The 14,198-nt window shown below is 66.3% G+C and carries 9 protein-coding genes; 5 read left to right on the forward strand and 4 right to left on the reverse strand.

Annotation, left to right across the window (positions count from 1 at the left end):
* Positions 1-609 (reverse strand): efflux RND transporter periplasmic adaptor subunit (locus DUPY_RS21645; RefSeq protein WP_141749637.1); only part of this gene is annotated, 609 nt, incomplete at its 3' end.
* An 84-nt stretch (positions 610-693) separates the two neighbouring features.
* Complete coding sequence (locus DUPY_RS21650; protein WP_070251056.1) at positions 694-1,311, reverse strand: TetR/AcrR family transcriptional regulator; 618 nt, start codon at positions 1,309-1,311, stop codon at positions 694-696.
* Positions 1,312-1,403: 92 nt separating this feature from the next.
* Between DUPY_RS21650 and DUPY_RS21655 the strand changes: the two genes are divergently transcribed.
* On the forward strand, positions 1,404-2,861 hold the full coding sequence (locus DUPY_RS21655) for an efflux transporter outer membrane subunit (RefSeq protein ID WP_070250964.1): 1,458 nt from the start codon (positions 1,404-1,406) through the stop codon (positions 2,859-2,861).
* Here the strand turns inward: DUPY_RS21655 and DUPY_RS21660 are convergent.
* Positions 2,858-3,577: a LysR substrate-binding domain-containing protein gene (locus tag DUPY_RS21660; protein WP_229255456.1), complete on the reverse strand. Its 720-nt coding sequence runs from the start codon at positions 3,575-3,577 to the stop codon at positions 2,858-2,860. The genes DUPY_RS21655 and DUPY_RS21660 overlap by 4 nt on opposite strands.
* A gap of 98 nt (positions 3,578-3,675) precedes the next feature.
* On the opposite strand from DUPY_RS21660, the gene DUPY_RS21665 reads away from it, so the two are divergent.
* From DUPY_RS21665 to DUPY_RS21680, 4 genes are all read left to right on the forward strand, one after another.
* Positions 3,676-4,689, forward strand: a complete 1,014-nt coding sequence (locus tag DUPY_RS21665) for a zinc-dependent alcohol dehydrogenase family protein (RefSeq protein ID WP_070250968.1) — start codon at positions 3,676-3,678, stop codon at positions 4,687-4,689.
* Between the two features lie 147 nt (positions 4,690-4,836).
* Positions 4,837-7,422 carry a bifunctional aconitate hydratase 2/2-methylisocitrate dehydratase gene (locus DUPY_RS21670; RefSeq protein ID WP_070250970.1) on the forward strand — a complete coding sequence of 862 codons (2,586 nt, stop codon included), beginning with the start codon at positions 4,837-4,839 and terminating at the stop codon, positions 7,420-7,422.
* 296 nt (positions 7,423-7,718) lie between these two features.
* Positions 7,719-9,716, forward strand: a complete 1,998-nt coding sequence (locus DUPY_RS21675; protein ID WP_141749638.1) for a hypothetical protein — start codon at positions 7,719-7,721, stop codon at positions 9,714-9,716.
* 123 nt (positions 9,717-9,839) lie between these two features.
* A complete protein-coding gene (locus DUPY_RS21680) occupies positions 9,840-13,289 on the forward strand; it encodes an ATP-binding protein (protein WP_070250975.1) in 3,450 nt (1,149 codons plus the stop codon).
* On the opposite strand, the gene DUPY_RS21685 is transcribed toward DUPY_RS21680, so the two are convergent.
* Positions 13,276-14,172 carry a LysR family transcriptional regulator gene (locus tag DUPY_RS21685; RefSeq protein ID WP_070250977.1) on the reverse strand — a complete coding sequence of 299 codons (897 nt, stop codon included), beginning with the start codon at positions 14,170-14,172 and terminating at the stop codon, positions 13,276-13,278. The genes DUPY_RS21680 and DUPY_RS21685 overlap by 14 nt on opposite strands.
* Positions 14,173-14,198: the final 26 nt, after the last annotated feature.

The following is a 14,198-nucleotide window of genomic DNA, read 5'->3' on the forward strand; positions in this document are numbered from 1 at the left end:
GCGCAGCACCGGCTGGCCGGCAGCCACTACCTGGCCCGGTTCGGCCAGGGTGTCCATGACGATGCCGTCGGCATCGGCCACCAGTTCGGCGTAGCGGCTGGCGTTGCGCGCCACTTCGGCCTGGACTTCGGCTGCCTTCAGCTGCGCGTTTGCGGCATCCGCTGCAGCGGCTACCTGGTCGTAGGCAGAGGCGGAAATGGCGCCGGTGCCGCGCAAGTCGCGGTAGCGGGCTTCGTCTTGCGCGGTTTGCCGGGCGCGCGCCCGCGCGGCAGCCACCGCTTCCAGCTGGGCGGTGGCTGCCAGCCTCAGGTCGATCGGGTCGATACGCATCAGCACCTGGCCGCGCTTGACCTGCTGGCCGGTATCGACCAGCCGTTCGAGGACTTTGCCGGCCACCCGGAACCCCGGTTCGCTCTGGACGCGGGCGGCGACCGTGCCGGTGAAGGTCCGCGCGCCGAATGCGGCTGCGCTGAGCGTGGTGGTGCGCACCAGCGGCGCTTCGGTACGAGGATCGGAAGGTGGCGATTTGCCGCAGCCGGCCAGCAGCAATGCCAAGGTAGGCAGGCAAACGGCGGACAGGGCGGCGGTGGCGGCAAGGCGGCGAGGCATAGAAATCCCGTGAGTGAACAAAACAGGATTTCATTTTGAGACTAGTGACCAATTATGTCAATGGTCACAGTCGATTTAGAATGATCATCTCGATAAGCTGCGCAGCACCAGGCTCGATAACTGGGCGGGAGCGTGGTCGACCGAGTCGAAGCTGTACTGCAGCAGCAGCGGGTTCAGGTAAGGCCGCAGCACCAGGTAGATGGCGCTGACGGTTTCGTCCAGCGGCGTCTTGCGTTCGAAGTCTTCGTTGTCGCGGCCCAGGCGCAGGATGTCCGTCAACACACCCTGGATGCGCAGCTCGTAGCGCTGCGCAGAATCCCAGCGTTCGGAGGCGGCGGAGGAGGCGATGTCGAACAGCTTGCGATCCTCGAAGAACAGCCGCATGCTGGACGCCACGATGGTCTTGAACAGGCGGCGCAGCTTCTCCGGCGCGCCTTCCGCGCCATCGACAGCCGCGCGCACGTCGGTTTCGATTTCGAGCAGGCAGGTGGCGCAAATCTGTTCGCCGATGGCCTGCTTCGATTCGAAGAACTTGTAGATATAGGCCTTGGAAAAGCCGATTGCCTTGGCCAGGTCGGAGACGGTGGTCTTTTCGTAGCCATACAGGCGGAAGTGGGCGGTGGCGGCGGTGACGATCTGGTCGCGCACATCGTGGTCGGCCGGGCCCCGGGTCGGGCCATTGTTGGTAGTTGCAGTAGTCATGGCCGACAGCTTAACCCCCATCGCCGATTTGCACAATAAGTGACTAAATAGTGATATAGTCACTATCGTCTTTTCTTCTTTAGTGGAATTCCATGATCCCGACCCGACCTTTGATTGCGCTGGCGGCAGCCTGTTTTGTGACAGGTTGCGCCACCGCTCCGGCCGTGGGGCCCGACTACGCGCGCCCCGATCTGCAACTGCCGCAGCACTACCTGGCCCAGTCCACCGCGCGGGCAGCCGACCTGTCCGAGTGGTGGCAGGATTTCCACGATCCGCAACTCGATCAGCTGATCACGCTGGCGCTGGCGCAGAACCTCGACCTGGCGCAGGCGTCGGCCCGCGTGGCGCAGGCGCGTGCCGGTCTTGGCGCCGCCCAGGCAGCGCTGCTGCCGTCTGCAAACGTGAACGCCCAGGCGGCACGCGCCTACCAGTCGGTGGAAACGCCGCTGGGCCAGGTGCTCAACTCGCAGCCGGGCTTCGACCGTTACGGCAGCGCCTACGAGGCCGGCATCGGCGCCGGCTGGGAAATCGACCTGTTTGGCGGGCTGCGGCGCGGGCGCGAAGCAGCGCTGGCCGAGTACCAGGCGTCCGCCGCCGGCGCGGCCGCCACCCGGCTGGCGGTGGCCGCGCAGACGGCCGACACGTATATCACCTTGCGCGGCCTGCAAGCGCGGCTCGAGGTCGCCCGCAAGCAGGTGCGCACGCAAGAGGGCTTGCAGGCCACCCTCAATCTGTTGCTGGGCAAGGGCCTGGTGCCGGAACTGCAAGTACGCCAGGTAGAGGGCGCGCTGGCACAGGTGCGCTCGTCAGTGCCGGTGCTGGAAGCGGCGCAGGATACCGCCATGAATGCGCTCGACGTCATGCTGGGCAGCGCGCCCGGTACGCATCGTGCGCAACTGGTCGCAGCATCTGCCATCCCGGCCGCGCCGGTCATCACGGCCACCGGCACGCCCGGCGACCTGCTGCGCCGCCGCCCCGACCTGATCGTGGCCGAGCGCCGGCTGGCTGCATCGAATGCCCGCATCGGCGTGGCGATTGCCGAGTTCTATCCGAAGTTTTCATTAAGCGGCATGATCGGCAGCGCCACCGCCATCTCGGGAGGCAACCTGCTTAGCAATGACGCCAGCCAGGCATCGGCCATGCTGGGCCTGCGCTGGCGCCTGTTCGACTTCGACCGCATCAACGCCCAGATTGACCAGGCGCGCGGGCAGGAAGCGGAAGCGCTGGCAGCCTACCGCCAGTCGGCGCTGCGCGCCACGGCCGACGTGGAAAACGCGTTGACCGACATGAATCAGCGCAACCGCCAGGCCGCCACGCTGGAGCAGGGCGTGCAGGCGTGGCAGCAGGCGCGCCAGGCGTCGTTTGCCGCTTACCAGAAGGGCGTGGTGAGCCTGATCGAAGTGCTGCAGGCGGACGACAGGCTGCTGCAGGCGTCCGACCTGCGCGCGCAGGCGCAAACCGAGGCGGCGCGCGCGGCGGTAGCGGCGTTCAAGGCGCTCGGTGGCGGCTGGCAGCCGGCGCCGCAAACCGAGTCGGTGGCACAGCGTTAATCGCGGCTGGCCGGCGGCCGCGCATCGAAGATGTCGGGCCGGCTTGCCGCCAGGTCCACCAGCGTATCGACAGCGATGCGTACCTTGGGCTGCAGGTGCCAGGTCTTCTGCCACAGCACGTGGATCGGCATCGCCCCGCCGCCCATATCCGCCAGCACCTGCACCAGTGCGCCGGTGCGCAAGGCGTCGCCCGCGAGCCAGGTGGGAAACTGCGCCAGGCCGCTGCCGGCCAGCGTGGCCTGGAGCAGGGCGTCGCCGTCGGGCAGTTCGTGGCGCACCGGCAGCTCGTGCGGGACGATGGCGCCGGCCGCATCCTTCAACAGCCAGGTGGATCTGACCGTGCGGCGCCAGCCTGCCAGGCAGTCGTGCGCCGCCAGGTCGGCGTGGCTGCGCGGCGGGCCCTTGCGCGCCAGGTAGTCTGGCGCAGCGCAGATCACCATATGCTGGTCGCCCAGGCGGCGCGCGATGAGGTCGGAATGGTTGCCCAGGGTACCGATGCGCACCGCGAGATCGATGCCTTCGACAACCATGTCCACCGCCTGGTCGCGCAACGTGAACGACAGGTCGAGGCGGTCGTGGCGCGCCGCCAGTGCCAGCAGGGGTGGCACGACATGGCGCCGGCCGAACGTGGTAGGCAGCTCGATACGCAGCCGGCCTGCCGGTTCGCGGTGGCCGGTGGCCAGAAAAGATTCGGTCTGGTCCAGTTCCTCCAGCACGCGCCGGCAACTGAGCAGGTAGGCCTCGCCCTCGGTGGTGAGCGCGATGCGGCGCGTGGTTGAGCACCGCTGCGGTCCTCACGCTACAGGAGAACACGATGAAAGCATGGCTATTGAAGGATTTTGGTTTGAATAACCTGCAACAGGGCGAGGTGCCGACCCCGGTGCCACAAGCGGGCGAGCTGCTGGTGAAGGTGGGCGCGGTGTCGCTCAATTTCCGCGACAAGGCCATCATCGATGGCATTTACGAGCCGCACCTGGTGCCCAAGTCGCTCATTCCGGTGTCGGACGCGGTGGGCGTGGTGGTCGCGACAGGCGCCGGTGTTACCCGCTTTGCCATCGGCGACCGCGTCAACTCGCACCTGTATTCGCGCTGGATCGATGGTGAACCCGGCCCGGACGAGCCGGCGTACTGCTTCGGCATGCCGCTTCCGGGCGGGCTGGCCGAGTACATGATCATCCACCAAGACAGCGCGGTGCGCGCGCCAGCCGGCATGACCGACGAGGAAGCCTCGACCCTGCCGATCGCGGCGCTCACGGCCTGGTACGCGTTGATGGATGTCGGCCGCCTGCAACCGGGACAGACCGTGCTGGTGCAAGGCACCGGCGGCGTCTCGATCTTTGCCGCCCAAATCGCCGCCGCCCACGGCGCCCGCGTGATCGCCACGTCCAGCAGCGACGCCAACCTGGCCAAGGCCAGGGCGTTCGGCGTGAGTGATGGTGTCAACTACCGCACCCACCCGGACTGGGAGCGCGAGGTGCTGGCGCTCACCGGCGGCAAGGGCGTGGATGTCACCATCGACGTGGCAGGTGGCGCAGGGCTGAATCAATCGGTGCAGGCGACCAAGGCGGCCGGGATTATCGCCCAGGTAGGTTTCCTGACCGGGCAGACCACGCAGTTGCAACTGATGCCGGTGATCTTCCGCCAGACCACGATCCGCGGCATCGCGGTGGCGCCGCGCACCTCGTTCGACCGCATGAATCCCTTCCTCGACCAGCACGGCATCAGGCCGGTGATCGACAAGGTATATGGCTTCGACGAAGCGGTGCAGGCTTTCGAGCACCTGGCGCGCGGACCGTTCGGCAAGGTTGTGATCAAGGTCGCACAGTAAAGGCAGTGTTTTGTTGCTCGGGAGACTCACGGTTCATGGAGTCTGCTGTTATATGTCTTATATAAGACTCATTGAGGTACAATAGCGGCCGGAGCAGGTGAAGTTGGCCTGGTTCCTTCCGCTACCCACCCTGAATGAGAGTTTTTCATGCTAGCTGCCTACCGCCAGCACGTCGCTGAACGTGCATCCCTCGGGATCCCTGCGTTGCCTTTGTCCGCCGATCAAACGTCGGACCTGGTCGAACTCCTGAAGCATCCGCCAGCCGGCGAAGAACAGTTCCTGGTTGACCTGATCACCAACCGCGTACCGGCCGGCGTCGATGATGCCGCCAAGGTCAAGTGTGCGTTCCTGGCCAGCGTGGCCAAGGGTGCGGAAACTTCGCCGCTGGTCTCGCGCGAGCTGGCCACCCGCCTGCTGGGTACCATGCTCGGCGGCTTCAACATCAAGCCGATGATCGACCTGCTCGACGATCCGGTCGTCGGCGCCATCGCTGCCGAAGGCCTGAAAAAGACCTTGCTGATGTTCGATTATTTCCACGACGTCAAGGAACTGGCCGACCAGGGCAGCGTCAGCGCGCAAGGCGTGCTGCAATCGTGGGCCGACGCCGAGTGGTTTACCTCGCGTCCTGAAGTGCCGCACAGCCTGACCATCACCGTCTTCAAGGTGACCGGCGAAACCAATACCGACGACCTGTCGCCGGCACCGGACGCCACCACCCGTCCCGACATTCCGCTGCACGCGCTGGCGATGCTGAAGAACCCGCGTCCCGGCATCAACCCGGAAGAGCCGGGCAAGATCGGCCCGCTGAAACAGCTCGAAGCACTGAAAGCCAAGGGCCACCTGGTCGCCTACGTCGGTGACGTGGTCGGCACCGGTTCGTCGCGCAAGTCCGCCACCAACTCGGTGCTGTGGTTTACCGGCGAAGACATCCCGTTCATCCCGAACAAGCGTTTCGGCGGCGTGTGCCTGGGCACCAAGATCGCTCCGATCTTCTACAACACCATGGAAGACGCCGGCGCGCTGCCGATCGAACTCGATGTGACGCAAATGGAAATGGGCGACGTGGTCGAACTGCGTCCGTACGAAGGCAAGGCGCTCAAGGATGGCAAGGTCATCGCCGAATTCACCGTCAAGTCGCAGGTGCTGTTCGACGAAGTGCGCGCCGGTGGCCGTATTCCGTTGATCATCGGCCGTGGCCTGACCACCAAGGCGCGCGAAGCGCTGGGCCTGCCCGCATCGACGCTGTTCCGCCTGCCGCAAAACCCGGTCGATAGCGGCCGTGGCTACTCGCTGGCACAAAAAATGGTCGGCCGCGCCTGCGGCATGCCGGAAGGCGAGGGCATTCGTCCTGGCACCTACTGCGAACCGAAGATGACTACCGTCGGCTCGCAAGACACCACCGGCCCGATGACCCGCGACGAACTGAAAGACCTGGCTTGCCTGGGCTTCTCGGCCGACCTGGTAATGCAGTCGTTCTGCCACACCGCCGCCTACCCGAAAGTGGTGGACGTCAAGATGCACCGCGAACTGCCGACCTTTATCGAAAACCGCGGCGGCGTCGCACTGCGTCCCGGCGACGGCGTGATCCACTCGTGGCTCAACCGCCTCCTGATGCCCGACACCGTCGGCACCGGCGGCGACTCGCACACCCGCTTCCCGATCGGTATCTCGTTCCCGGCCGGTTCAGGCCTGGTGGCGTTTGCCGCCGCCACCGGCGTGATGCCGCTCGATATGCCGGAATCGGTGCTGGTGCGCTTCAAGGGCACCATGCAGCCTGGCGTGACCCTGCGCGACCTGGTCAACGCGATCCCGCTGTACGCGATCCGCCAGGGCATGCTGACGGTGGACAAGAAGGGCAAGAAGAACATCTTCTCCGGCCGCATCCTGGAAATCGAAGGCCTGCCGCAGCTCAAAGTCGAACAGGCATTCGAATTGTCCGACGCGTCTGCCGAGCGCTCCGCTGCCGGTTGCACGGTGCACCTCGATAAAGAGCCGATCATCGAGTACATGACCTCCAATATCACGCTGATGAAGTGGATGATCGCCAACGGCTACCTCGACCAGCGCACGCTGGAGCGGCGCATCAAGGCGATGCAGGCCTGGCTCGACAAGCCGGAACTGCTGGCGCCCGACGCCGACGCCGAATACGCCGCCGTCATCGAGATCGACCTGGCCGATATCCACGAGCCGATCGTGGCCTGCCCGAACGACCCGGACGATGTGAAAACCCTGTCGGAAGTTGCCGGCGCCAAGATCGACGACGTGTTCGTCGGTTCGTGCATGACCAACATCGGCCACTTCCGCGCGGCGTCGAAAGTCCTGGAAGGCAAGTCGGACATCCCGGTGCGCCTGTGGATCGCGCCGCCGACCAAGATGGACCAGCAGGTGCTGACGTCCGAAGGCCATTACGGCTCGCTGGGCCGCACCGGCGCGCGCATGGAAATGCCGGGCTGCTCGCTGTGCATGGGTAACCAGGCGCAGATCCGCAAGGGCGCCACGGTGATGTCGACGTCGACGCGTAACTTCCCGAACCGCCTCGGCATCGAAACCAATGTGTACCTGGGTTCGGCCGAGCTGGCCTCGGTGTGTTCGCTGCTGGGCCGCATCCCGACCCGCGCAGAGTACATGGAGCACACCGGCGTGCTCGATGCCAATTCGGCCGACATCTACCGTTATATGAACTTCGACAAGATCGAGGAGTTCAGCTCGGTGGCCGATACCGTGAACGTTTAAACACGGCTCACCCCGAGAACCCCAACGGGCTGTTGCAGCTCGCTGGGGTTTTTTTATGGGCGCTCTCAAAACAAAATTTAATTGAGTTTTGCTTAGCAAAATTTTGTTTTGCTGGGCTTGTGCTTTCCTGGAGCTTACTCTCGGAAAGTTTGATTGATGTCAATTTCGCCCTGTTTTGGTGCGCCTAGAGTACTGCGTAACGTTGGACAGGCGGTTGTCCGCACATTACCTGGCTGCAGGTCTTCCAGCGTTGGCGCGAGCGTTCGCTTGCGTTTAATCTGCCTGGGAGAATTACCGTGCAACACTCATTGACCTTCCATCCCCGTCATCAACCGCGCGCCATGGCCGTTGCCGTCACCACAGCGGCTTCCACTGCGCTCTGCGCCGTATTGTCGTCGGCGCCAGCCACGGCAGCGGCCGACTCCGCAACCAACTCCGCAGCCAACTCCGCCATCACGCCGCCTGGCATCGTCTACAGCGTCGTCAACCTGTGGCCCGAAAGCGGTGGCACCGCCTTGCTTAACGAACGCGGCCAGGCCGTCTTCAATTCCTTCAACTACTACGGCGCCACCAACGGCTTTTTCGACGGCGACCGCGTCCACCCTATCGGCACCCTCGGCGGCACCTACACCCTGGTGCGCGGCTTGAACAACCTCGGGGTGGTGGTTGGCAGTTCGGAAGACGCCGCGCCACGCAGCAACATCCTCGGCTTTACCTGGACTGCGGCCGGCGGCATGCGCGCGCTGCCGGGAACCTCGGTGGCCAGCGCGGAAGACATCAACGACCTGCAGTACATCGCCGGCCTCAATGCCGAAACCGGCATCTCTTCGCGCGCCGTGCGGTGGAATCCGGGCGGCGCCCTCGTACCGCTGGGGCCGCAGCCGTTTTCGCTGTCCATCGCCCATGCCATCAACCGGCAAAACATCGCCACCGGGTATGGCGACGCCGCTTCCGGGGCCATTACCGCCATGTTGTGGGATGCCAGCGGCAGGCGAACCGACCTGGGCACCTTGGGCGGCACCCGGGCGTTCGGGCTGCATATCAACGAGCGTACCGAAGTGGCCGGCCGTTCCGACACCGCCAACAGTCCGAATGAGCAGGCGTTTTTCTGGAGCCGCCTGACCGGCATGGTGCCGATCGACGGTGGCGGTCCGCTGACCGATGTGACCAGCCTGAACGATCGCAGCGAGGCGGTCGGCTACGCGCTGCGCAACGACCAACGCCTGTTTGCCTACAAGTGGACGCCCACCGGCGGACTCGCACGATTGCCCGGCTATCCGCTTGCCGACAGCTTTGCCAGCGACATCAATAACGCCGGCGAGATCGTCGGCACGGTCCAGTGGCCGGGAGGCCAGGGCGCGACCTTTTCGCGCGCCGTGCGCTGGGCGGGCCTCACCACCCCGATCGACTTGAACAGCCGCCTCTACCGGGCGCCGCCAGGACTGGTCGTGCAATATGGTCAGGCGATCAATGAAGCGGGCGTCATCCTGGCCAACTCGAATGCGGGCCTGGTCATGCTGCGTCCCGGCACGCGCGGCACCGACGCGCCGGTGCTCGGTCCGATCACCACCTTGCCGCGCACGGTGGAACTGGGCCAGGATCTCACGCTGACCGTCAACTTCATCGACAACTCGCCCTCGCAAACCCACCAGGCCAGCGTGGTGTGGACCGATGGCTGCCCGTCACCTGCACCCATCGTGCGCGAGGCCGGCGGCGTGGGGCAGGTCACACTGCGCCACCGCTTCTGCGCCGCAGGCTTCCAGGCGGTGCGCGTGCGCGTCACCGACTCGGCTGGCCGCTCGACCGAGCTGGTACAGGACGTGACGGTGGATGATCCGGCGCTGGCCTCGGTCAGCGGCGCCGGCACGCTGCGCCTCGGCACCGGCGCTGCCCCCGTCGGCCGGGCAAGCAGCGCGGCGCCATTGCATTTTTCTCTGTGGGCGCCGCTGGGTGGCGATACCAACCGCGCGCCAGCGAAGGCGCTGGTGCTGAGCGGGCCGTTCCACTTCCGCGGCGAGCAGATCGGCGTCAGCCGTGCAGGACAGGTGGCCCACGTGAGCGGCACCGGGCGATTCAACGGCCGTGCCGGCTACCGCTTCACGCTCGAAGCGCATGATGGCGGCAGCCAAAGTGGCGCGCCGGATCGCCTGCAGGTGCGCATCACCCATGTCGATGCGGTTACCGGCGCCGAGGTCGTCGATTACGACAACGCTGCCCCGGCCACCCTGACTGCAGCTGCAGCGACGCTCGACCGCACTGTGGTGGATGATGGCGGCGTCACCCTGCGCGACTAGCCCACCCCGCGCTGAAACCGCTAGTCGGTAGCGTTTGTGATCTGCCGAACATAAGGAAGGCGCCGCTTGCCTCATACTGTCGGCTTGGCAACTCATCAACCCTACCATCGGCAGTATGTTCACATGACACAAGACCACGGTCAGCGCCCGGCGGCGGATGCGCGCTTCCTCGACAGCAGCAGCGAGATGGCGGCGCTGATCCGCGCGCACGACTGGGCGTCCACCACGCTGGGACCGATATCATCCTGGCCGCAAAGCCTGCGCACGACCGTCAGCCTGTGCCTGGCCTCCAATTTCCCGATCAATATCGTCTGGGGGCCGGATCGGATCCAGATTTATAACGATGGCTACCGCGTGCTGTGCGGCGACCGCCATCCGGCCACGCTGGGCATGGATTACCGGGTGTGCTGGGAGTCGGCATGGGCGGCGCTGGCCGCGCCGTTCGACTGCGCGGTGCGCGGCGAGACCTCGTACTTGGAAAACCAGCGCATGTTCCTGTTCCGCAACGGCTACCTGGAAGAGACGTTTTTTACGTTTTCCCTCAGCCCGATCCGCGACGAGAGCGGCGAAATCGGCGGCCTGTTCCACCCGGTGACCGAAACCACGCTGACCATGCTCGGTGCGCGCCGCACCCGCGCCGTGCGCGACCTGACCGCACAACTGGCGCCACTGCAAACCGGCGAGCAGGTGTTTGCGCAAACCGCCGTCACGCTCAAGCAATTCGAGTTCGACCTGCCGTTCGTGCTGCTGTACGAGTTCGACGCGGAGACCGGCGATTACGTGCTGCGCCAGCGCAGCGGCATCGAAGCGTCGCCGCTGGTTGCGCCCGAGCGACTGCTGGCTGGCGCTTTCACCGCTTCCGCCACTGGCGATGCGGACGGCGCGGCAGCAGGCTTCTGGCCGCTGGCGCAATTGCTGCAATCTGCGGCCGAGCCGCGCGTACTGGAACTGCCCGGCTTGCGCCAGGCGCTGGGCGACGCGCCGTGCGGACCGTATCCCGATGGCCCCGACCTGGCATTGGCCATTTCCGTGATGCGCCCTGGCGCCACGCAACCGGTGGCGCTGCTGCTCACCGCCGCCAGCGCGCGGCTGCCATTCTCCGCCGACTACCGCGGTTTTTACGAACTGCTGGGCGCCACCCTGGGCACGGCGCTGGCGCGCGTGGCCGCGCACGAGGAAGAGCGCAAGCGGCTGACGATGCTGGCCGAGATCGACCACGCCAAGACCGTGTTCTTCTCCAACGTCAGCCACGAATTCCGCACACCGCTCACGCTCATGCTCGGCCCCCTGGAAGACCTGCTGGCCATGCCCGATGTGACGGCGCCGCAGCAGGTGCTGCTGGCCACGGCCAATCGCAACGCCCGGCGACTATTAAAACTGGTCAACGCGCTGCTCGATTTCTCGCGCATGGAAATGGGCCGCACGTCGGCCACGTTCGAAGCCACCGACCTGGCCACCGACACCGCCGAACTGGCCAGCCACTTCGCGTCCGCCTGCGAACGCGCCGGCCTGTCGCTGGGCATCGATTGCCAGCCGTTGCCGGCGCCGGTCTGGATCGACCGCGACATGTGGGAAAAGATCGTGTTCAACCTGCTGTCCAATGCGTTCAAATTCACGCTCGAAGGCGGCATCAGTGTGCGCCTGCGCGCGGTCGATGGCATGGCCGAACTGGTCGTGGCCGACACCGGCGTGGGCATTCCGAGGGCCGAGCTGGGGCGCGTGTTCGAGCGCTTCCACCGTATCGAGGGACAGCCCGGGCGCTCGGTGGAAGGCACCGGCATCGGGCTGGCGCTGGTGCACGAAATGGTGCTGCTGCACGACGGCGAGATCACCGCGGAGAGCGAGGCCGGGCGGGGCGCGTTGTTCCGGGTGCGGATTCCGATGGTGGCGCGCAGCGCGGCGCCTGTCACACACCGCCAGCCATCGGCGCGGCGGCACGTGCACGCGCCCGTGTACCTGAGCGAAGCTGCGCAGTGGATCGACAGCGGCGCCCACACCGAGCCGGACGCACCGCAGCGGCAGCACGTCAGCGGCCACATCGTGCTGGCCGACGACAACAACGACATGCGCCGTTACGTGCAGAAAACCCTGACAGATGCCGGCTACCTGGTCACCGCCTGCGTCAACGGCGCCCAGGCGCTGGAGCGCTTGCGCAGCGGCGACTTGCCCGACCTGGTGGTAAGCGACGTCATGATGCCACTGGTGGACGGCTTTGCCTTGCTGTCCGAGGTGCGCTCCGAGTCGCGCATGCGCGAGCTGCCGTTCATTTTGCTCTCGGCGCGGGCCGGCGAGGAAGCGCGCATCGAGGGCCTGGCCGCCGGCGCCGACGACTACATCGTCAAGCCGTTCAGCGGCCGTGAACTGCTGGCGCGGGTGGAAGGCGCGATCAGCCTGGCGCGCCTGCGCCGCGAAGGAGGCGAGCGCGATAGCGAATTGCGCCTGCGGATCGAGGCCGACCGCAACAAGGACGAATTCCTGGCCATGCTGGCGCACGAGCTGCGCAATCCGCTGGCGCCGATCAGCGCCGCCGCCGAGTTGATGGGCCTGGGCCTGCTCGACGCCGACCGCCTGCAGCGCACCAGCGGCATCATCACGCGCCAGGTGCGCCACATGACGGCGCTGGTGGACGACCTGCTCGACGTCTCGCGCGTGACGCGCGGCCTGGTCGAGATCGAGCGCCAGCCGCTCGACCTGCAACTGGTGGTTGCCGCCGCCGTGGAACAAACCCGGCCCCTGATCACGGGACGCGGCCATGAGCTGGCGCTGCACCTGCCGGCCGGGCCGGTACTGGTACTGGGCGACTACAAGCGCCTGGTGCAGGTGCTGGCCAACCTGCTCAACAACGCCGCCAAGTTTACGCCGTCCGGCGGCGCCATTGTGGTGGCGCTGGCGGTAAGCGAGGACCGGGTGCGCCTCTCGGTGCGCGACAACGGCATCGGCATCGCGGCCGAACTGACGGACCGCATCTTCGATCTGTTCGCCCAGGCCACGCGTACCCCGGACCGCTCGCAGGGCGGGCTGGGACTGGGCCTGGCCCTGGCGCGAAAACTCACCGAACTGCATGGCGGCAGCATCGGTTTTGTCAGCGCCGGGCCCGGCGCCGGCACGCAGTTCACGGTAGAGCTGCCGGCGTACGGCGGCCTGGCGCAACTGGCGCGGGACGACGCCCCGGCTGGCGCTGCGGGTGCCGGCCAGCGCCTGCGCGTGCTGCTGGTTGACGATAACGTCGACGCCGCCAGCATTCTGGCCATGCTGCTCGAAGCGCAGGGCTACCTGGTGCAGGTGGAGCACGACGCCAGTGCAGCACTGGCGCGCGCCGCCGCGTGGGCGCCCGCCGTGTGCATCCTCGACATCGGCTTGCCCGACATGGACGGCAACGCCCTGGCGCGCGAGCTGCGGCGCCGGCCGGAGGGGCGCGACGCCACCCTGATCGCGGTTACCGGTTACGGCGAAGAGCGCGACCGCGAGGCCGGTTTCGCCGCCGGCTTCGACGCCTACTTCGCCAAGCCGGTCGATACCGACCGGCTGCACGAGGTGCTCGAGCATGCGGCCAGAGTATTTATGGCACGCTGAACTGCGTGGCGATAAAATCGATAAAGGCGCGCACCTTGGCCGGCTGGTTCTGGCGGCTGAGGTAATACAGATACAGGTCGGCGTCGGGCAAGGTGTAGTCGGGCATGACCTGCTTCAGGCGTCCGCTGGCCAGGTACCTGGCGGCGTCCCACTCCGAGCGCTGGACGATGCCGTGGCCGGCCAGCGCCCACAGCATGACGATGTCGCCGTCGTTGCTGGAGACGGCGCCGCGCACCTTCACCAGTTCTTCCACTTTGCCTTTTTGCAGGCGCCAGGTGCCGTACACGTCGTCGTTCTGGCGGTGCAGGATGCAGCGATGGCGGTGCAGTTCGGCCGGCGTGCGCGGCTCGCCCCACTGTTTCAGGTAGCCGGGCGACGCGCATAAAAAGCGCCGGTTGGCCATCAGCTTGCGGGCCGTGAGGCGCGTATCGGGCAGCTCGCCGAAGCGGATCGCCAGGTCGTACGCTTCCTCCACCAGGCTGATGGGCCGGTCGGTCAGGTGCAGCTCCACTTCCACTTCCGGGTACGCATGGGCAAAGCGCGAGACGATGGGCGCGATGCGGGTGCGCCCGAAACCCGGCGTGGCGTTTACTCGCAGGAGGCCCTTGGGCGCGGCACGGCCGCTGGCCACCGATTCCTCCATCTCGCGGATCTGGTGCAGGATGTGCGCGGCCTGCGCCAGGTATGACTCACCTTCGTTGGTGAGACTGATACGGCGCGTGGTGCGATTTACCAGGCGCACGCCCAGGCGCTGCTCCAGCACGGCGAGACGCTTGGTGATGGCGGGCGGCGTGACGCCCAGTTCGCGCGCGGTGGCGCTCATGCTGCCCAGCTTGGCCAGCAGCACGAAGAAGGTCAGGTCAGGGGCCGCATCACTCTTCATCTGTCATTCTTTATCTAAAGTGAATA

The organism is Duganella phyllosphaerae (assembly GCF_001758785.1).
Lineage (GTDB): Bacteria > Pseudomonadota > Gammaproteobacteria > Burkholderiales > Burkholderiaceae_D > Rugamonas > Rugamonas phyllosphaerae.

What these genes read in the sequence shown, in the direction of transcription:
- DUPY_RS21650 (WP_070251056.1), bottom strand. Translation starts at nt 1,311, where the DNA reads ATGACTACTGCAACTACCAACAATGGCCCGACCCGGGGCCCGGCCGAC.
- DUPY_RS21670 (WP_070250970.1), top strand. Translation starts at nt 4,837, where the DNA reads ATGCTAGCTGCCTACCGCCAGCACGTCGCTGAACGTGCATCCCTCGGG.
- DUPY_RS21680 (WP_070250975.1), top strand. Translation starts at nt 9,840, where the DNA reads ATGACACAAGACCACGGTCAGCGCCCGGCGGCGGATGCGCGCTTCCTC.
- DUPY_RS21655 (WP_070250964.1), top strand. Translation starts at nt 1,404, where the DNA reads ATGATCCCGACCCGACCTTTGATTGCGCTGGCGGCAGCCTGTTTTGTG.
- DUPY_RS21685 (WP_070250977.1), bottom strand. Translation starts at nt 14,172, where the DNA reads ATGAAGAGTGATGCGGCCCCTGACCTGACCTTCTTCGTGCTGCTGGCC.
- DUPY_RS21665 (WP_070250968.1), top strand. Translation starts at nt 3,676, where the DNA reads ATGAAAGCATGGCTATTGAAGGATTTTGGTTTGAATAACCTGCAACAG.